The 22,485-nt window shown below is 37.1% G+C and carries 2 protein-coding genes and 4 rRNA genes (1 of these 6 running past the window's edge); all 6 read right to left on the reverse strand.

Annotated elements, in window-relative coordinates; all coding sequences use genetic code 11:
• Nucleotides 1-81: 81 nt before the first annotated feature.
• A 16S ribosomal RNA gene (locus H3N56_RS06900) occupies nt 82-1,595 on the reverse strand.
• A 261-nt stretch (nt 1,596-1,856) separates the two neighbouring features.
• A complete protein-coding gene (locus tag H3N56_RS06905) occupies nt 1,857-5,384 on the reverse strand; it encodes a hypothetical protein (RefSeq protein ID WP_185880494.1) in 3,528 nt (1,175 codons plus the stop codon).
• Nucleotides 5,381-18,712 (reverse strand): DUF11 domain-containing protein, encoded by a 13,332-nt coding sequence (locus H3N56_RS06910; protein ID WP_185880495.1) that lies wholly within the window; start codon nt 18,710-18,712, stop codon nt 5,381-5,383. Before H3N56_RS06910 ends, H3N56_RS06905 begins: the two co-directional genes overlap by 4 nt.
• A gap of 113 nt (nt 18,713-18,825) precedes the next feature.
• A 5S ribosomal RNA gene (gene rrf, locus H3N56_RS06915) occupies nt 18,826-18,942 on the reverse strand.
• Between the two features lie 52 nt (nt 18,943-18,994).
• Nucleotides 18,995-21,908: ribosomal RNA gene (locus H3N56_RS06920) — 23S ribosomal RNA — on the reverse strand.
• A 152-nt stretch (nt 21,909-22,060) separates the two neighbouring features.
• Nucleotides 22,061-22,485, reverse strand: a 16S ribosomal RNA gene (locus H3N56_RS06925); it runs 1,089 nt beyond the window's last position.
• Together the 16S, 23S and 5S rRNA genes form the textbook arrangement of a ribosomal RNA operon.

The raw sequence follows: 22,485 nt of genomic DNA on the forward strand, positions 1-22,485 counted from the left end.
TATCTACTATATAGTTTCCAATGTCCAAAGTTGATGATAGAACATCATCAATCGAATAGAGAAAGATTGTAGTCTCCTTAGAAAGGAGGTGATCCATCCGCACGTTCCCGTACGGATACCTTGTTACGACTTCACCCCAATCGCTAATCACACCTTAGGAACATCCCTCCCTTACGGGTTAGGCCTGCCACTTCAGGTGCAACCAACTCTCGTGGTGTGACGGGCGGTGTGTACAAGACCCGAGAACGTATTCACCGCAACATAGCTGATTTGCGATTACTAGCGATTCCAACTTCATGTACTCGAGTTGCAGAGTACAATCCGAACTAAGAACAGCTTTAAGAGATTAGCTCACCCTCGCGGGTTGGCGACTCTCTGTACTGCCCATTGTAGCACGTGTGTAGCCCAGCGTATAAGGGGCATGATGACTTGACGTCATCCCCACCTTCCTCCTGCTCGTCGCAGGCAGTATCGCATGAGTGCTCAACTTAATGGTAGCAACATACAAAAGGGGTTGCGCTCGTTGCGGGACTTAACCCAACATCTCACGACACGAGCTGACGACAGCCATGCACCACCTGTCACCAAGTTCCGGCAAGCCGGCACATCTCCATCTCTGGAAACTTCTTGGGATGTCAAACGCTGGTAAGGTTCCTCGCGTTGCGTCGAATTAAACCACATGCTCCACCGCTTGTGCGGGTCCCCGTCAATTCCTTTGAGTTTCATACTTGCGTACGTACTCCCCAGGCGGATCACTTATCGCGTTAGCTTGGGCGCTGAGGTTCGACCCCCAACACCTAGTGATCATCGTTTACGGCGTGGACTACCAGGGTATCTAATCCTGTTTGCTCCCCACGCTTTCGCGCTTCAGCGTCAGTATCTGTCCAGTGAGCTGACTTCTCTATCGGCATTCCTACAAATATCTACGAATTTCACCTCTACACTTGTAGTTCCGCCCACCTCTCCAGTACTCTAGACTAGCAGTTTCCAACGCAATACGGAGTTGAGCCCCGCATTTTAACATCAGACTTACTAATCCGCCTAGACGCGCTTTACGCCCAATAAATCCGGATAACGCTTGCGACATACGTATTACCGCGGCTGCTGGCACGTATTTAGCCGTCGCTTCTTCTGTTGGTACCGTCATTTTTTTCTTCCCAACTGAAAGCACTTTACGATCCTAAAACCTTCATCGTGCACACAGAATTGCTGGATCAGGCTTGTGGCCCATTGTCCAATATTCCCCACTGCTGCCTCCCGTAGGAGTAAGGGCCGTGTCTCAGTCCCCTTGTGGCCGTTCACCCTCTCAGGCCGGCTATCCATCGTCGCCTTGGTGGGCCATTACCCCACCAACTAGCTAATGGAACGCAAAGTTCTCTTCTAGCGCATATAGCTTTCATAAGAATCCCATGCGAGAAACTCATAATATCCGGTATTAGCTGTCGTTTCCAACAGTTGTCCCAGACTAAAAGGCAAATTCTTTACGCGTTACTCACCCGTCCGCCACTTTCCATTCCGAAGAACTTCAAGTCGACTTGCATGTGTTAAGCATTCTGTCAGCGTTCATCCTGAGCCAGGATCAAACTCTTCATTCAAATATATTTTTAAAGTCTTACGACTTAATGTACACCATTTAATGGTTGTTATTGCATAACTTTTGACTATCTTTCTCTATTCGGTTGCTAATGTCCTATTTGTTTGTTTTGTTTTTCGTTCGTTGCGTTTTCCGCTGAACAAATATTATAATATCACAAACCACATTTCCTGTCAACAAATAATTTTGTTTTATTTAATAAAAAAAAATGACTATGGATACAAACCTAGTATCCACAGTCAAATTTAGTGAAAAAATATTTTTAGAATTTTCCTATAAGATTTACATACCATCCTTTTGCTTGGTAATCCAAGTCTGTTAAATCATCCGTAAAGTCTGTAAAATTATATCCAACTCCAACTTGTAAGTTATTTCCTACTTCTCTATATAGACCTACTATAGCTCCGTGAGTTATATCATCAGAAGTTATATCTCTTAACCAGTGATACTCACCAAAAGCATCCCATTTATGAATAATTTCATAAGTTGCTCTAACAGCAAATAGATCAAGTGTAGATTCAAACCATTCGTTTTGTGCATAAGGTTTCATCTCTTCTTTTCTAATTGCATATTTACTTGCTAAACTAAGTTTCTTAGTTAGATCATATATTCCCTCAAGTGAAAGTACGTGAGCTTTTTGAGAAAACTCAGCATTTAACTGACTTCTAGGTCCATCATCATATATATAAGCATACTTAGTTATAACATTTAATCTGTCATCCCAAATTGGTCTATAAGCAAGACCTAGTCCAAACTCATAGTATTTAGAATCTTCATCTTCAGGATCATCTTCATCAAGACCCATATCTCCTCTACCTAAAACATAATTGGCTTCTCCGAATAGTGTATATTCTGGAGTTGGTATCCATTTAAGTTTATTTATAGTTCCCCAAGTATTTGAAGATTGTGCCCCAGTATCTTTTCCAAATTCAAGTCTATGTTTCGAATAGAATTTAGGTGAATCGTATCTAAGTATAGTACTTACACTATTTCTATCTACTGATCCCTCCTCTATATCAACATTTCCATTTTGATATATAACTCCTAAAGTCAATCTATCGTTATATTCATAATCTACTCCATATGTTTGAAGAATTCCTTGTTCAGTGTCATCATTTACAAATTGATTCTCTTGGTATAATTTAGTTCTGTCTGTGAAGGCAAATTTCTGTCCAAATGTTACAGCACTCTCTCTTCCATCTTCATTATCTAGAAGGTATCCTAAATATATTTCATGGTCAGGATTGTACTGATAATTCATTCTTACGTCTGCTGCTTGACCTCTACTTCCAGTTCCCCCTTCAGCATGAAGTTTTAACGATTCAGTAATTTGTGTCACAGTTCCTAAACTTACCATATTATTTGTTTCATACTCATCATCTTTCCAAGTTGTAGCTTGAAGTTTAGTATATACTTCAGTATCTGGTGTGAAATCATATGAAAGCTTTGTTCCAACTAATAGAGCTTCTCCATTTTCTAAGTCATCATTATTTAATGTTATTAGATTTGAATCATTCTCTTCATTTTTTTCATATTTTGCTTCTACTCCCACTCTAAATCTTTCTGTGAATGTATATTCTCCACCCACAGCTACTGCTTTTTCTGTTCTTGTTCCATCAACTGTAGCAACTACAGCATCATCTTCATATGATTTTTCTTCATAGTTTGAAGCTTCTGCAAATAGTTTTACTCTATCTGACCATTGGAATGTTCCTCTTAAACCATACTCTTTTCTTTCAAGTCCACTAGGTTCATTTCCAGTTGAGAATCCTTTTTCTTTTTCTGAATACCAGAAGCTAAATCCATCTGTAGGATTTAAATCAGCATAGTAATCAGTAAGAGCAAGTCCTCCCTCGATATAGTATGCTTTACCTTTTTTACCAACTTCGATTGTTGGTTGCTCTGTGAAATCATATCCACCGTTATATGAATACCAGTTGCTATCTCTAACAAGTTGGTTTCCTTCAGACTCTGAATACTCTCCCATCAAATATGTTCCAGCTGATTTTTTAACTATTGCATTTACACTTTTTAATTCATAATCTCCAATCTCAGAATCTCTACTCTCATCTATATATGTTCCACCCAGTCCGATATTATCAGTTAACCATGCTCTACCTGTTGTACCAGCAACTTTATTTGAAAGATCTAGATTTATATCATAGTATTCATAGTCAACTGTTAGGTAGTAGTCATAAGAACCTGACGGTGAATCTTTTATTATAGAGTTCGAATTTAATTTAAATGATCCTTGGCTAAGTGGTTCTTCAAGTATTACTCTTCCAGATAATTCATTTATTTGGTAATCTCTTCCCTCTGTAAGAGTAGCTCTTTCAATAAGTCTTCCTGTTTCCTTATTTCTAAGTTCTACAGTTAATTTAGCACTTCCAACAACTATATCTCTTTCACTTAAGTAGTAAACGCTTCCTCCTGTTCCAAGGAAACTATCTCTTTGATAAGTTGTATCAGGTTTTGAACCAAAAGCAGCAATTCTATATCTGCTATCTCCAAAGTCATTAGTTTCTAAACTGTTGTATTCACCTCTTGCTCCGTATAGTGTACGATTGTACTCTGCATACTTAGGTCCAGTGAATCCAGTTTCATAACTTCCCCATAAAACTTGTGATTTATCCCAGTCAACTCTTAAGTAAGCTTTTCCTTCTGTATTAACGTCCGTATACATGAAAGATTCATCTCCGTAGTTGAAATTTATATAATCTCTATCTATTTTACGGAACAGTTCTGTCTTATCTCTTTCGTAGAAATCTGTGAACATATGTTTTATTTCTTTACTCCAAGTATCTGCTTGAGCTGTAATTCTATATTTGTCATAGATTTTTTTATAGTAGAATGCAAGTCTTCCAGTGTTGAAGAAATCTTCTTGATAATCAGTTCCATTTTCTAAGATGGCATCACTTCCTGTCACCTTGTTTTGTCCAAGATAGAAATCTGCTAGTCCAACTAAGAATTCATAATTTTCAGGATTTTCAACTTCTATTGGATAAAGTTCATTTTTACCATTTAGATATTCAAGCTCCACATCAAAGATTTCTTTTGGTGCTCCACTCATAGTTTCAAATATGAAGTCTCCACTTCTATCCACTTCAACAGCCTGCCCACCAATTTTTACAGTTTTTACATCAAATAAATCTTTACCATATATTCTAACTTTTGATCCAGATAGAGGGATATTTTGTATAGCCAGATTGCTCTGTCCATAAATTGCATCTTTTATATCTTCCTCTTTAGTTATAGAAGTTTCAGAAACTTTTGTCATATCTTTAAAAGTTATTGTTCTTGGATGAGTTTCATCATATCTACCTTTCTCATCATAAACTCTTAGTACATATGCAACTTCTTTTTTAGAATCTTGACCCTCCCAGAGGATGGGAGTGTTTAATACCACTCTCTCCCCTGAAATAGTTTCTATTGGTCTAAGTCTCATAGTATCTGCTGTATCATAGATTAAAATCTCATATCTATTTATTAGCTTTTCATAGTTAGTATATATGTAGAAATTTACTGGTGTATTATCATAAACAATCTTTCTACTGTTTATATCCAAATTTGCAGTCAGTGCTATCGGATCAGTAACTGTGTATAGAGTTCCTCTTCTATCTGCTAAATTTGTTCTTCCTCTATAGATATATTTCTCTTCGTCTTTTCTCTCAATTCTTGTTTCAATTTCTTCAGTGGCAAATGAATCAATAACCTCATATTCTGTTGTTACCATATCTCCATAAAGATTAGCCCATGAAGCGAGTATCATAATATACATAAACTTTCTCATAGAGATTCCCCCTTCTCTGAGTATTTAATCTCTGGAATGATAACACCAAAATTGAATTTTATTGGAGTGGATCCTAATGTTTGAACCTTAGGATTCTCAGTAGTGAATGTTGTTCCACTCGGTAGTGTAGTTGGGTCAACTTTGATTATAAAGTTTTTACCTTTGCTAGATGAAACTTCTGGAATATGGTATCTTCCATATTGGTCGGTTTCTATTATTAGCCCCTCAACAGTAGCCAGTCTAACTCCAGGTAATCCCTCCTCTTGAATTCCAGTATTCATTATGGTGATAACTTGGTAATAAGGTACTCCTGATAACTCTTTTCCAGAACCTTTAGCTCTTAATATCTTTCTTTGAACAACAATGTTTTGGGCTGTCATTCCAGCTCTTTTCATTCCTTTATGGTCAGTAACCACTGTTCCATCAGATTTTAGAGTTATATCTGTTCCTTCTGCTGTTGTAACTCTTATATCCCCCAAGTTTTCAACAGATGTTAAACCAGTATAGATATCAATTTTATTTCTATCCATTGGTTCATCTTCACTAAGTCTACCTTTTAAATCTCCTGCTACTTTTATTCCTCTTTCTAAAGGAACACTTGCATCAGGTACATTTACTTTTCTTCCATTGATATCTAGAACTGTACTCTCAGGTACATAGTTGCTCTCTAGAATGTTTTGTTGAACTTTTATTTTCGAAGCCACAAAACTATCTTGATATCCATCGCCATCTCTATCATGGAATACTTTTCCAAGAACTGTTGATTTTTCAAATAATGGATCTTCAACTATATCAACTTCAGCTGATGACTCATTTGATAGAACTGAACCAGCTCTATTTACTGCCATAGCTAAGTTTTTATATCTACCTTTAACAGCTCCAACCGAAACTTTTAGAAGGTAACTAATTTCAATCATTTCATTTGAAGCTAAATCAAATGGCCCCATCAGTAATTCTTTAGTTCCTTGAACTTGTATTACTTCTTTGTTTCCACTACTTCTAATAAGAATAGTAGAACCATCAACATATTTAAGACCAGCTGGGATTATGTCTCTTATATACACATTTTTAACTGGCTCTTTTTCATTGTTTTTAACACTTATTAAGTAAGGTACAAATTTACCAACAGAAGCTTCATTTACACCAACAGTTTTATTGATTGTAATCATAGGCTTCTTAATTGTTGTTTTTACAGAACTCTCTTTTGGATTTAGATTTGGTTCGTCTGTAACTATTGCTACGTTTGTTATAGATTTTTCATCTAAATCAACAGATGTATGAGCAACAATTGTGTAAGTTATTGTTCCACCTGGTTGAATAAGTGCATCTTTAACTATTAGGTCAGTATTTTCTGAAGTATATGTTCCAGCATTACTTCCATCTGTTGCTGTACTTGTAATAGTCCAATCTGTAAATGCAGGTATAGTTTTTCCACTGAAACTAGTTCCAGTAATTTCTGAAATTTTATCTATTACATAGACATTGTTTGCTATTCCTTGCCCTACATTTTTAACTGTTATTGTATATGTAACTGGTTCTCCTAAAAGAATCTCATCTACATTTGCTTTTTTAGTAATTTCTAATTCATTTTGTCCAACAACTATATCAACTGGATTACTTGGAATTGGATCTCCTAGTTCAGCTATATTTCTTATAATCTCTCCAGAAGTAAATACTACATCCGATTTTACAGTTGCTTCAATTTGAACTATCATTGAACTATTTTTCGGTACTCTTGTGAATATGATTTCACTAGCTGTATCTGATATATCTCCTGAATAACTCAGAACTGTATTGTCAGTTGGAGAGTTATTTTGAGGTATAGTTGCTCCTGTACTTGATTGTACAGAAACTATATGAATGTTTGTATAAACTTGGTCTCCATGAAGATCTGTAATTCCAGCTATGTTATCTTTTAGAGAAACTCCTGGTGCTCCAAGATTTATATTTTCATCTATTGCATCTATTGCACTTGAATTTATAAGTGTAAGTGTATAAGTTACAACTTCGTTTGGATAAAGTTTATCTCTTCCACTTGCAGTTTTTATAGCTTTAGTTACAGAAAGTACAGGATTTATTGGAGTAATTATAACTGATCCTTCTCCTGTTGCATCTGGTGTTTCAGAGTTTGGATTTTGTCTTACTTCAACATAAGCAGTATTGTTTAACTTCTCTCCTGGTTCGAAACCAACATTACTATTTACTACTGCTTCAATCACTACAGTGGCTTTAGTTATTACTTCATTGATTGTAAGCACATCACTACTTCCACTTATTGTTCCTGTGTATGGTATTGGAGTTGTTCCGTTTGCTCCGTATACTCCAAGCACTCTTATTGTAGCTGGATCAAATACAGGAACTGCTGGAGTAGTATTATTTACTAGAGCTCTTATAGCATCTGTAACTTTTACATTAAATGCTGGAACTCCAGCTGTTTCATTTATTGTTACAGTATAAGTAACTGTTTCTCCATCTTCAAATATAGCGTCTCCACCATTTGATGTTGACACAGTCTTCGTTACATTTATAACTGGTTTTTTAGGTGTAATTGTAACGTCTCTAGTTTCTGACTTCTCGTCATAAACTTTAATAGCTGTATTTAATATATTTCCAACTATATTATCTTTTATTGTAAGAGTTATTGTGAATGTAACTTGAGAATTTCCTGGCATTCCTATAGTAGCAAGTTGTGCAGGATTTCCAGAAGAAGTAATTGTAACTCCCGGATCTTGAACTACATTTATAAGACCCGTTAATGATGTTTCAACAAATGGATAAACTGAATTTCCATTACTATCGGTAGCTCTTATTCCAAGAATATCATCCATCAAGTAGATATTATCAATTGAATTTTCAGTATTATTTCTTAAAGTTACTGTATATGTAACTTGTCCATTTACATCATACTGTGTAATATTTGCAGTTTTACTAAACTGAATATCTGGAATGTCTTGAACTGCAATAACTTCATTACTCTGAGTTGGTTTTCCATTCTCATCAGTAACTGTTGCCAGATTTACTATATTTCCAACCACATTTGAATTTACAGTGGCTTTTATATTAAATATAATAGTTGTTCCTGGTTTTATGTCTACATTTGCCTCTAAGTTTGGATTTGCTGCTGGATTCATAGTTATAGAATTTGTTGGTTCAACAGATGAACTTGTTATAACTATTGATGTTGGGTCAAACACTGGTCCTGTTGTATTTCCAAGTACTTGTGCAACAATACTTGTAATATCATCTCTAACCACAGCATTTTTTATCCAACCTGTTCCAGTATTTGTAACATAAACTTTATAGTTCATATCTTGATTAGGTATATATTTTGTCTTGTCTTCAGTCTTATATATTCCTAATTTTCCAGCTTCTGAAACTGAACTTGCGTCATCAGTAACTTCTGAATCTTTGTATTTTGCTTTTGCTGTATTTACAACTTCTCCAACTACATTTTCATTTAGAGTTGCTTTTATTACAACGGTCACTGTATCCCCTGGTGCAATGTCAGCTGTTGCATAATATCCATTGGCTGGCATAGGTGCATTTGGAGTGATTATTGTAACTGTACTTCCAGCCGTTGCATTCGTAGATACTATAGAAGCAAAGGCATTTCCAAGAGGAGTTCCTGCTCCAGCTATTTGAGCTTGAATTCCTAGAATGTCATCTGAAATTTTAACTCCAGCTGCTATTCCTGTACTCTCATTTTTTATCTTAACTGTGTATGTTAGATCTCCACCCGGTACATAAGTAGCCGAATCTACATCTTTAATTATTGATATCTTTCCATCTATCGAATCGATAGTTGCTGTTATTGGTTTATTTGTATCAGGTCCATAACTCCATGATCCATTATTTACAATTGGTCCATAGATGTCATTTGTTGCAGTACCTCTTATTTGTATAATAACTTCTGTACTCTTTCCTATATCTATTTTTACATTTGATATATCTCCAGATGTAGGTACTAATGAAACATCAGAATTTAAACTATCTCCAATTACTACCGGTGTAATCGTCCATCCAGGTGCGAATGCAACGTCTGTTCCACCACCAGTTTTAGAAACTAAAATTGTACTGATACTATCATTTAGTATGAAGTCATTTACGATTGCATCTGAACTTGTATTTTCAATAACTATATCAAATCCTATTGCTCCTCCAGGTACATATGTTGGATTAACTGCTGTTTTAGTAACATTTACTGTTGCAGTTTTAGGAGTTGATGTAACTGTATGAGTCTTATCATAACTTAAATCTGTACTCTTTACATTAGCGTTATTTACAATATTCCCAACTACGTTATTAACAAGTGTTCCAGTCACTGTAAATACAACTGAATCTCCAGGAGCTATATCCATATCCTCATTTATATCTATAGATGGTGCTGGATATGTTCCAGATAGAGTTGTTCCAAGCGAACTATTATATGTTGCTGAAACTGTCCAAGAATTGAAGGCAGTTGTTGTCCCTCCTCCAACTTTTTCACTCATTATTCCTGAAATTGTATCAACTAAAGTAACATTTCTTGCAAATCCTAGTCCAGTATTATTGACAACAATTTTATAAACTAAAGTTCCACCCTGTGTATATGTGTTAGTTGAAACTTCACTTCCACCGTCAATTATAACTTTACTTGAACTTAAAGCTCCAGGTGATGGAGTTAAAATAGGAGTTTTTACTTCAGTGTCGTTTACTTTTACACTGTTTCCACTTATATCTCCTATCGCATTTTTAACTATCTTACCTTTGATTTTTATCTCTAAATATCCATTTGGCGATATGTCTGCGTTCATAAGAATATCTGAACCAGGTGCAAAACTTGATGGCCAAATTTGAGTTCTAGTATCAAATTTTGTAAATGAGATTGTCCATCCAGGTTCTAATGCTGGTTGCCCAGTTATTCCACCTGAGAGTTCAGTAGTTATCTCACTTATTTTATCCTCTATAATTACGTTATCTGCTATTCCTTGCCCACTATTTGTAACTCTTATTGTGTATTCAATATCCTCTCCAGGTGTGTATGTCAAATCTGTTGGATTTTCTGTACTTCCTAAAAGAGTTATTTTCTTAGTTGTATTTAATATTGGAGGTAACGGATTAACTGTAACATAAGATGTATTCTTTACTTCATTGTATGTTACTGAAGCAATGTTTATGATATTACCTATTGGTGATCCATCAGGTAATGATGCTAATCCTGGGTTCACTGTAGCTTCTACTTCTATTGTAAGAGTTTCTAAACTACTCAGACTTGTATCAACTTCTATATCCTGTGTAGAACTAGAACTTCCAACTGTTGGAACAATTGTAGTTGGCGGTGTACTTCCACTGCTATGTGTCACAGAAACAATTTTCCAAGAAGTAAATGCATTTATGAAATCAGGTGGTGATAGAGGTGTTCCTGCACTACTTCTAACTACAATACTGCTGATTAAATCCTTCACAACAACATTACTTGCTGGTGTATTTTCTAGATTTTTAACAGTAATTAAATAGTTCACTTTTCCATCTACTGCGTAAGAAGTTTGTCCATCTTTTGTAGTTTTTGTAATACTCAAGTTTGCAATTTTTGGATTGGATATAACTTCGTTACTTTTAACTAAAGTATCTCCAAGTTTATAGTTTCCAAAGTTTAGAATCTCTCCGTTTGCACCCGTTTTTATCTGAGCCACTATCTTATATGTAACTGATCCTCCTGGAGCTATATCTACAGTTGTATTTATATCCGTACCATTGCTGTAAACTCCTGAAGTAGTTCCTGTTCCTGTTGTAGTTGCACTTATTGTCCAAGAAGGTTCAAAAGCTGGCCCTGTTGGTCCACCTGTAAAGCTTACTTGTATTTGAGAGATATCATCTGTAATATTTATATCATTTGCCCAACCTACCCCTGTATTTGTAACAGTTAGATTGTAAGTTAGAGTATCTTGATTTATGTATACAGCTTTATCAACTGTCTTAGAAATATTAAGACTTGGTGGTAATGGTGATATTGTTTTATCCGTATGAATTGGATCTTTTCCAACTTCATCAGCAATCAATGAGTTAGTTATAGTTCCTAATACGTTTGCATTTACTACTGCACTAATTTTAACACTTACTTTTTCCCCTGGATAAATATCAGCTATTGCTTTGTATCCAGTTGTATATGCGTTATCTCTTAGAACAGTTGTATTAGAACTTGTTGTCGTAACAGATACCACATTGAAACTACTAAAGGCTTGTCCAGTAGCTAAAGGTGCTCCTGCTATCTGAGCTTGAATTCCTAAAATATCATCAAGAATTGATACATTATTTAAATAACCAGTTCCTGTATTTTTGATATCCATTGTATAAGTTATAGTTGAACCAGGTGAGTATGTATCAGATGAAGCTATTTTACTTATTTCTAACTTTCCTGGTCCTGGTATTATTGTAGCTGTAAGTGGTTGATCAACCTTATCTTTATATGTCCACTTACCTATATTTACTATATCTCCAACTGCATCTGATATAGCATAACCATTGATATTTACAACCACACTTGTTGATGGTCCTATATCAATATTACTTGTATTTATATCCCCAGAAACTGGAATTCCAGCTGTATATGTTGTGGAATTACTTCCAAATATATTCGTTGAAATTGTCCATCCAGGTTTAAATGCTGGTTTTAATGTTCCACCAGCTGTAGTAACTTGAATATTAGATATTATATCTGTTAGAGAAACATTATTTGCAATTCCATCTGTACTTGTGTTTGTTAGAACAACCACAAAGTTAAGTGGTCCATCAGGTGCATAAGATGAAGTTGTTGTTCCTTTTGTTACATTTACAACTCCAGGTTTTGGACTGATAATTCCGTCATCTTTATTCGTTCCATTTAGTACTGCAATATTTTTGATATCTCCAACTGCATCATTTCTAATAGTAGCAACTATGTCCACTGTTATAGTTGAACCAGGTGCTATATCCACAGTGATGTTTAAGTTATTATTATCAGTAAGCGTTCCTGTATAGTTAGTTTCATTTCCAGAATACGGAAGTGACGGTGAATAAGTAATCGTAGGAGTTATTGTCCAAGCTGTAAATGCTTGAGCTGTTCCTCCACCAACTATTTCAGTTTGAACTGCTGTTAAAATATCTTTCATTGGAATATTATTTCCATATCCATCTCCACTGTTAGTCATTGTCAATCTATAGCTAACTGTTCCTCCAGGAGTGTATATTCTATCCGGAAGTAGAGATGTCAATGTTTTAGCTGTCGTTATAACTGGAGATTTTGGAAGTATTACATCAGAAGTTTTTGTTACATCCACATTTCCAGAATCCTTAGCTCTAACACTATTTGCAGATATTGTTCCAAGAGCATCATTGCTTATATTTCCAGTAATTGTATAGATAAGCTCATCTCCTGGTGCAAAGTCTATCTCTTGATTTATAGTAACTCCAGCAGTTCCGATAGGTGTAGGTAAGTATGTTATTCCACCAGATGGAATCTTTTGAACTGATACAGCCACATTTGTAAGTGCTGGTCCAGTTGATCCACCAGTTAGCTCTGTTACTACATTATTTACTGTATCTGTAATTACCAGATTATCAAAGAATGTAGTTCCAGTATTTTTAATATCCACAATATATTTAACGCTATCTCCAGGTTTATACTTAGTTGTACCTGCAACAAATGGTGCTCCTGCTAACTCAGTAAGCGTCTTTGATAAAGTAAGAGTTGGAGTTTTAGGATTTAAAGTTACAGCCTTAGTGGTTCCATCATAGATGGCTCTATTTGTAAATGCACCAATGATTGTATTTTTAAGTACTCCTGTTATTACAAGTTCTACATAACCTTTAGAGGCTATTGAAATTGTTTGATTTACATCTCCACCTGTTTGTGGCGTTATAAATGTTCCAAGGTTAGTTACATTTCCACCAGATGTAGTAGCTGTTATTTGATAACTAGCAAATACAGGGGCAATTGGATTTGCTCCATTTAATCCATCCTCTGCAACTGTTGCCGTAATTCCACTTACTATATCAGTTAAGTTTTTCAAATAGTCAGTACCGTTTCCAGTATTATCTATTCTAACTTTATAAACTACAGTATCTCCAGGTGAGAAAGTAGTTTTAACAGTTGTTCCGTTGGCTTCAAAAGCTTTTTTAGTGAAAACTATATTTTTAGGTGCCATATTTGAAGTTTCACTCTCTCTTGTAATTCCTCCAACTGTAAAACTATTTTTAAATGTTCCAACTGCTTTTTCATTTATTTTAGCTTTTACTACATATGTAAAAAATCCTCCAGCAGCTATATCCACATGAGTATTTATGCTTGTAGTATTTTGAATTTGACCATCTATATCTGGCTTAGTTACATTGGTTCCTATAGTATCTTTACCAGCTAGAGTTATTGTCCAACTGTCAAAAGCTTTTCCAGTTGTTCCATCAAAATAGTTAGTTTGAATATTGGTTATATCATCTGTGAAAGGAGCATTATCTAAAATTCCTTTACCAATATTTTGAACTTTTATTTCATATTCAACATATCCACCAGGTCTATAACCATTGGTTAGGACAGTTGTTCCATCCAAATCATAATACTTTAGAATTTTCTTAGTCGGTGTTAAATTCGGAGTTGATGGTCCAACCTCGTTGGAAACAGAGTCTCCTCCAACTAAAACTGTATTATCAATTGCTGAAACAGCTTTGTCTGTAACTTGAACCTCTACCTTATACTGAATCTCTCCAGGTGTTGGTATATCGGCTAAGGTATGTAATACTCCATTTACCATTGCATTTGGATATACACTTGTGTCATTTGTCGTAGCTTTATATCCACTGATAACATCCTGTGAAAGTAAAGTTATACTTGTAAATGCTGGAACTTGATTCCCTTCTGAATCTGTTACCATTATATTTTTAAAATTATCTTCTATATCTATATTTTGTGCATTTCCTGTACTATTATTTTTTATATTTATTGTATAAATCATAGGTTTTCCAGGTTCATATTTTATTAAGTTTGCTTTTTTAGTTATATTTAAATTATATCTATGTTGATCTGTTAAAAGTCCATTGTTATCAATAAGACCCATAGCATCTGGTCTAACTTTTCCAGTGATTTTATAGACAATTGTTGAACCAGGTGGAATATCTAAAGTTCCAACTAAATCTTTATTGTCTTCTGGCCCTTTAGTATAAAGAGTTCTAACATTTCCACTAGGATCAGTTATAGTCACTGCAACTGTAAATTCATTCTTATTAGTCACATAGTTATAGAACGGATTTCCTGTTCCACCATCTATTAGATTAACAGATAAATCATTTATATTTTCAGCTAAACTCAAGTTATTTTGGAATCCAGGTCCTGTTGATGTAGCTGTTATTGTATACGTTATTGTATCTACCCCTGGCACATAAAAAGCCTTATCTACTGTTCTTGTTATCCCTCCTCCAGGTGGAATAATTTTATGTTGAATTTGGCTATCTCCAATCTTTACACTATTTTGATAAAGTTCAGCCACATTTGTTATCTTTGGACTTACGACTCTTATATTTACTTTAGCAACTACTTTATATGTAACTACGTCTCCACTTGCTAGAGTTCCTAGAGAATCATTTAGATTAGTTGTTCCTAGCGGTGTAAGAACTGTTGAAGGATTTGGATTATTTAATCCCTTATATATTGTCCAACTATCAAATGTTGGTTGATTTAATAAATCTGCTACATCTGGTATTCCGCCATTTGGATTATCAGCATAAGTTGATTTATTGCTTCCAAATAAATCTTTAACACTTAAATTATTAACTGGTTGACCAGATACATTTGTAACATCTATAAAATAAGTAATTGTTCCATCTGGTGCAAAAGTCATACTATCGGTTCTTTTCTTAATGTAAACAGATCCATCTCCATCTGTTCCACCATCAGAAATAATAGCTGAACCTGTTTGAGTTATACCATTTTGTATATCAGTTACAGATGCAGTATTTTCTATTTGTCCAGTAGTTCCAGGTTTAACAGTAGCAACCACTGTATATGAAACTTTACCTCCTGGAGCTATATCTACAGTTGTATTTAAATCCTGACCATCAGTAAATGTTCCAGTAGTTGTTCCAGTTCCAGTTTTAGTTGCTGTGATTGTCCATCCAGAAAGTTTATTAGACGGGAAACTATCTATAACTGAAGCATTATTTGCATAACCCTCTCCATTATTTTCTATATCTATTGTAAATGTAACTGTTCCACCAGGTGTATATGTTGGTGAACTTGTCTTTTTAACTAGATTTAATAGAGGTAATTTTGGATAAGTTGTAGCTGTATCAGTGATTCCTTCAGCTGTTGCACTATTTGTAATAGGACCATAGAATATATCTCCACTAGGAGTAGCTAGGGTTCCAACTATTGTGTAAGTAATATTTCCTCCTGGAGCTATATTTACTTCATCAACTAAATTTACACCACTAACTGGACTTGTGAGCTGTGTGCTTGATCCTATTCCTGTTGGAACTGCTGTTATAGTCCAATTTGTAAATACATTTGCCATTGCACCGGAACCTAAAAGTTCGGCTTGAATTGAACTTATACTATCTGTAACATCTACTCCCATAGCAAGTCCTGCTATAGAGTTATTAGATACAACAAGAGTATATGTAAGCTTGTTTCCAGCCAGAGTTGGATATGATTCTTGATCTACAGATTTAGCAAAAGTTACACTTGAAGTTCTTGTTATAGCACCCTTATCAGAAACTAAAATATTATTTACTTTTGCTTGGTTTACTATTTTCCCTGTAGCTAAAGGATTTATAACTGCTGTCATAGTGTATAAAATTCTACGATTTGGACCAAGAGTTGCTGTTACATTGAATGAATCATTTACTCCTCCTGATGCTGTTCCTGTAAATCCAGGATTTGTTGTAGTTGGTGATGTAATTAGAACTGGTGAACTAGGATTTGTTATATCATATACTGATGCCACTACTTGCCAACCATTATATGCTTGTCCTGTTCCTCCACCTAATACAGTTGTCATAATACTTGGGAAATTATCCACTACAGGAATATTTATAGCATACCCATCTCCTGGATTATCCACTGTAAAGCTATACACCAAAGTACCACCAGGTGTATATTCAGTTGTATTTACGTTCTTTGCAATTTCTAATACTGGACTTGACATTTTAATTCCAGTACCATTTTCAATAACATTATCTCCAGGAATCCCTGTATCTAAAATTGTTCCGATGATATCATCATTGATTTTAGCTACCAATTTATATGTTATGCTTCCACCAGGACCTATGTCGGCAACAACTTGGAAATTTGTTGTTCCATTAACTCCATAAGCAAAATCTCCTGGCATAGTTCCAGCTCCAGTTTGTGAATCAACAGTTACTGTCCAATTCGCAAAAGCTTGAGCTTGATTCCCAGCTAAATTAGTAGATTTTATTTGATTTATTAAGTCATTTATTGCTAAATTATCCATAAATTTTGTAGGATCTGGATTTGTCACAGTTATATAATATGTAACTGTATCTCCAGGTTTATATTCAGTGCTATTAGTTATTTTAGTTATTGTTGCACTACTATTTGGAGCTAGAGTTGCTGCTGTGTAAGTCTTAACTCCCGAATTTGCAACTGGTGCTGAAGTGCTATCTTTTAAGAAAGCTGTATTTGAAATATTTCCAATACTTGTAGATTTTGTATTTAAAGTTATAATGTAGTGGATAGATTCTCCTGGGAATATTGTAACAGTATCGTTTATATTCGCATTATTAGAAATTCCACCAGCACTTATTAGAGCTGAAATTGTTTTTCCTCCAGCTGGTGAAAGAAATGATGATACACTCCAAGAGCTCATTGGTTGTCCTGTTGGATTATCAACTGAGTTTGTTCCAGTACCATTATTTGCTAAATTACTTGTTATACCAGTTATTAAGTCTGATACATTGTAATCTTTAGCTATTCCACTACCAGTATTAGATACAATTACATCATATTGAATACTACTTCCAGGTGTGAAAGTTGTAGTTGGTGACTGATTTTTAGAGATAGTTAAAGTTGGTGGTGCTGAATTTAAAGCTGTTGAGTTTATACTTTTTACAACTCCGTTTCTATCTGTAGCTGAAGCTGGATTTATAATAGGTCCAACTATATCGCCTTGAACTTTTGCTGTAAGTGTATACTCTACATAACCACCACTAGTTGCAATAGTTACTCCTGTTGCATTTAAATCTCCAGTAGCTAAAAAAGTTCCAGCATTAGTTCCAACCCCACTAGTTACTGCACTAATTGTTGCAGTAGTCATATCAAATACGGGTTTTGTTGTTCCATTTGCTGAAAGGGCTGTGATTCCTGATAATAAATCAGTTACAGTCATTCCTGTAATTTTAACTGTTGGATCAGTATTTGTTACTTTAACCTTAAAAGAAGCTGTGCTTCCAGGTATATAATTTGAATTTACGTTTGTTTTTGTAATTGAGAAATTGTAAGTTGCAAGAGGTAGATTAAGTGAATTCGAAATTGTAGGAGTATTTCTAACAGTTGCAGTTGCACTATTATTTATTGGAGCCGTTTGTCCCGCATTTACACTGGCAATAATTGTATATTGTACATATCCACCTGCATCAATGCTTACTCCTGATGCATTTAAATTTCCAGTGTTTGCAAAAGTTCCATCATCACTTAAAGCTCCAGAACTTATTCCAACTATATTTGTTCCAGTTACTCCACTAGGTAATGTATCTGTGATATTCATTCCGTATATTGGAGCTGAACCTGTATTTGTAGCTTTAACTGAATATATTATAGTTCCATTTTGTTCATAATATGTTGAAGGACTAGTCTTAGTCAAAGTATAAGTATAAGGGACTCTTGTTAAACTTTTATTTTGAGTCGACAAAATAGTATTTGATGAATCTTTTAAAGTTGATACTACATTTACGGTTCCGTTTACTCCAGAGTTTACGGTTCCAATTATTGTATATTCAACTGATCCGCCCGCAGGAATAGTTATTCCAGTAGCTAAAAAATCTCCACTTGCGGAAAAAGTTCCTGTGACAGCTCCAACTGTTGTTCCAGCAGGACTGACAGCATTTAATAAATTACTAAATACTGCTCCACTACCTCCAGAATCAAGTGTTGAAGTCAATGTGCTGAGTGGCACTTCCAATTTTAAATTAGTAACAGGTACTGCGTCTGGATTGCTTATTTTTACTCTATAAGCAATTGAATTTCCATTGTCATAAGTAGATGAATTTGTAGGACTTGAAATTGTCAGATTGACAGCGCTTAGAACGGTACTTGAAATGATTAAAAAAAGAGTTAACAAAAAATTGCGTCGCAAAAAATTCCTCACCATATTTCCCCCCCAATTGTTTTATTAATGTTCAATAAGTTGCTTTGAGGTTTATTCTGATTCGGAGAGTAATTCCTTTTTCCTTTTCCAAAAAATACAAAAAATAAAAAAAAGATTGGCAACTACTTATCCTCCCAGGGGGCTGCCCCCCAAGTACTTTCAGCGTTTATGAGCTTAACTTCCAGGTTCGAAATGTTACTGGGTGTACCCTCATAGCTATCGTTGCCAATCAATATTCAAATGTCTTTAAACACTTGAAACTATATAGTAGTTGAGATTTATTAGGTTAAAACTTCGACATATTAGTATTGGTCAGCTAAAAGTATCGCTACTCTTACACCCCCAACCTATCAACCTCCTAGTCTCGAAGGTGTCTTAAAGAATACTTATCTTGAAGTCAGTTTCCCGCTTAGATGCTTTCAGCGGTTATCTGTTCCAAACGTGACTACCCAGCTGTGCCACTGGCGTGACAACTGGTACATCAGAGGTTTGTCCATCCCGGTCCTCTCGTACTAAGGACAGATCTTCTCAATATTCTAACGCCTACAGTGGATAGGGACCGAACTGTCTCACGACGTTCTGAACCCAGCTCACGTACCGCTTTAATGGGCGAACAGCCCAACCCTTGGGACCTTCTCCAGCCCCAGGATGCGATGAGCCGACATCGAGGTGCCAAACTCTACCGTCGATATGGACTCTCGGGTAGAATCAGCCTGTTATCCCCAGGGTAGCTTTTATCCGTTGAGCGACGACCCTTCCATTCGGAATCGCCGGATCACTATGTCCTGCTTTCGCACCTGCTCGACCCGTCAGTCTCGCAGTTAAGCTCCCTTCTGCCATTGCACTCTCCGGTTGATTTCCATCCAACCTGAGGGAACCTTTGAACGCCTCCGTTACTCTTTCGGAGGCGACCGCCCCAGTCAAACTGCCCACCTAGCACTGTCTCCGAGGGTACAAACCTCAGATTAGAATTTCGATGTAGTATGGTTGGTATTCCACCGTTGACTCCGCGTAATCTAGCGACCACGCATCATAGTCTCCCAACTATCCTATACATACGACACCAAAACCCAATACCAAGCTACAGTAAAGCTCCATGGGGTCTTTCCGTCCTACTGCAGGTAATCGGTATCTTCACCGATAATACAATTTCACCAGGCCTCCCGTCAAGACAGCTCTCAGATCGTTACACCATTCGTGCAGGTCGGAACTTACCCGACAAGGAATTTCGCTACCTTAGGACCGTTATAGTTACGGCCGCCGTTCACCGGGGCTTCAATTCGGAGCTCTCACTCCTCCTCTTAACCTTCCGGCACTGGGCAGGTGTCAGCCCATATACATCGCCTTACAGCTTAGCATAGACCTGTGTTTTTGTTAAACAGTCGCCTGAGACTCTTCACTGCGGCCTCTCACAGCTTTGCGACGCGTGTTCGCTGACCATGAAAGGCACCCCTTCTCCCGAAGTTACGGGGCAATTTTGCAGAGTTCCTTAACGAGAGTTAGCCTGTCCGCCTTAGATTTCTCATCCTGACCACCTGTGTCGGTTTGGGGTACGGGCACTAATATCTTTAAACGCTTAGAAGCTTTTCTCGGCAGTGTGGTATTTGCACCTTCATCTTACGACTCCGTATCACGCCTCAGATCTAGTCTCGCGGATTTTCCTACGAGACCACCCTACACGCTTACACTGGCACTTCCGTTCGCCAGCGTGCATAACCTCCTGCGTCCCTCCATCACTCAATATCAGTGGCACAGAAATATTAATCTGTTTTCCATTCGCCTACGCATTATAGCCTCGGCTTAGGACCCGGCTTACCCAGGGAAGACAAACTTTACCCTGGAACCCTTGGTCTTCCGGCGTGGGAGATTCTCGCTCCCATTCTCGCTACTTATTCCTGCATTCTCACTTCTGATACCTCCAGAGTCGCTTACGCTTCTCCTTCAACGGCCTACAGAACGCTCTCCTACCAATTGCTTACGCAATTCCACAGCTTCGGTTTATAACTTAGCCCCGTTACATTGTCGGCGCAGAGACTCTCGACCAGTGAGCTATTACGCACTCTTTAAAGGTATGGCTGCTTCTAAGCCAACCTCCTGGTTGTTTGTGAATCTCCACCTCCTTTCCCACTTAGTTATAATTAGGGACCTTAGCTGGTGGTCTGGGTTGTTTCCCTTTTGACCATGGAAGTTAATTCCCATAGTCTCACTCCTGAGCTCTTAAATTATGGTATTCGGAGTTTGATTGATTTCGGTAAGCAATATGCCCCCTAGATCATTCAGTGCTCTACCCCCATAATTGAACACTCAAGGCTGCACCTAAATGCATTTCGGAGAGAACGAGCTATCTCCTGGTTCGATTGGCTTTTCACCCCTAAACCTACCTCATCTCCCAACTTTTCAACGGCGGTGAGTTCGGGCCTCCACTGTGTCTTACCACAGCTTCACCCTGGACAGGCTTAGATCACCAGGTTTCGCGTCTACGCCCAGCGACTATGTCGCCCTATTCAGACTCGGTTTCCCTTCGGCTCCGTTAAACTTAACCTTGCCACTGAACGTAACTCGCAGGATCATTCTCCAAAAGGCACGCCATCACCCCGAAGGGCTCTGACCGCTTGTAAGCACATGATTTCAGGTTCTATTTCACTCCCCTCCCGGGGTTCTTTTCACCTTTCCCTCACGGTACTATGCGCTATCGGTTAGTAAGAGTATTTAGCCTTACGAGATATGGTCCTCGCTGATTCACACAGAATTCCTCGTGTTCCGTGCTACTTGGGATTAGTTACGCATTTGAAACAGGTTACCTGTACGGGGCTATCACCCTCTACGGCGAACTTTTCCAAGTTCTTCCAGTTCGGTGTTTCAAAATGCTGAAAGCTTTACAGACTTTCTAGAGACTATCCCGCTACCCCATATACACAACGGCTGTAACCTTGACATGTATATGGTTTAGGCTCACCCCCGTTCGCTCGCCGCTACTTAGGGGATCGTTTTTACTTTCTTTTCCTCGCGTTACTTAGATGTTTCAGTTCACGCGGTTCCCTCTTTCGTGCTAAGACTCCATCTTAGCAGATTTCTCCATTCGGAAATCCTAGAATCAATGTTCGATTGCAACTCCTCTAGGCTTATCGCAGCTTACCACGTCCTTCATCGGCTCTTACTACCAAGGCATCCTTCATGTGCCCTTAATATCTTAACCTATTTTTATTTGACAGACTAACTACTCAAAGATTATTTGAATTGTTAGTTATTTGTTAATTATTCTCTCAATATCTACTATATAGTTTCCAATGTCCAAAGTTGATGATAGAACATCATCAATCGAATAGAGAAAGATTGTAGTCTCCTTAGAAAGGAGGTGATCCATCCGCACGTTCCCGTACGGATACCTTGTTACGACTTCACCCCAATCGCTAATCACACCTTAGGAACATCCCTCCCTTACGGGTTAGGCCTGCCACTTCAGGTGCAACCAACTCTCGTGGTGTGACGGGCGGTGTGTACAAGACCCGAGAACGTATTCACCGCAACATAGCTGATTTGCGATTACTAGCGATTCCAACTTCATGTACTCGAGTTGCAGAGTACAATCCGAACTAAGAACAGCTTTAAGAGATTAGCTCACCCTCGCGGGTTGGCGACTCTCTGTACTGCCCATTGTAGCACGTGTGTAGCCCAGCGTATAAGGGGCATGATGACTTGACGTCATCCCCACCTTCCTCCTGCTCGTCGCAGGCAGTATCGCATGAGTGCTCAACTTAATGGTAGCAACATAC

This window comes from Cetobacterium sp. 2A (assembly GCF_014250685.1).
GTDB lineage: Bacteria > Fusobacteriota > Fusobacteriia > Fusobacteriales > Fusobacteriaceae > Cetobacterium.

Bases quoted from the DNA above. Each gene is read 5' to 3' on its own strand.
- H3N56_RS06905 (WP_185880494.1), bottom strand. From the start codon at position 5,384: ATGAGAAAGTTTATGTATATTATGATACTCGCTTCATGGGCTAATCTT.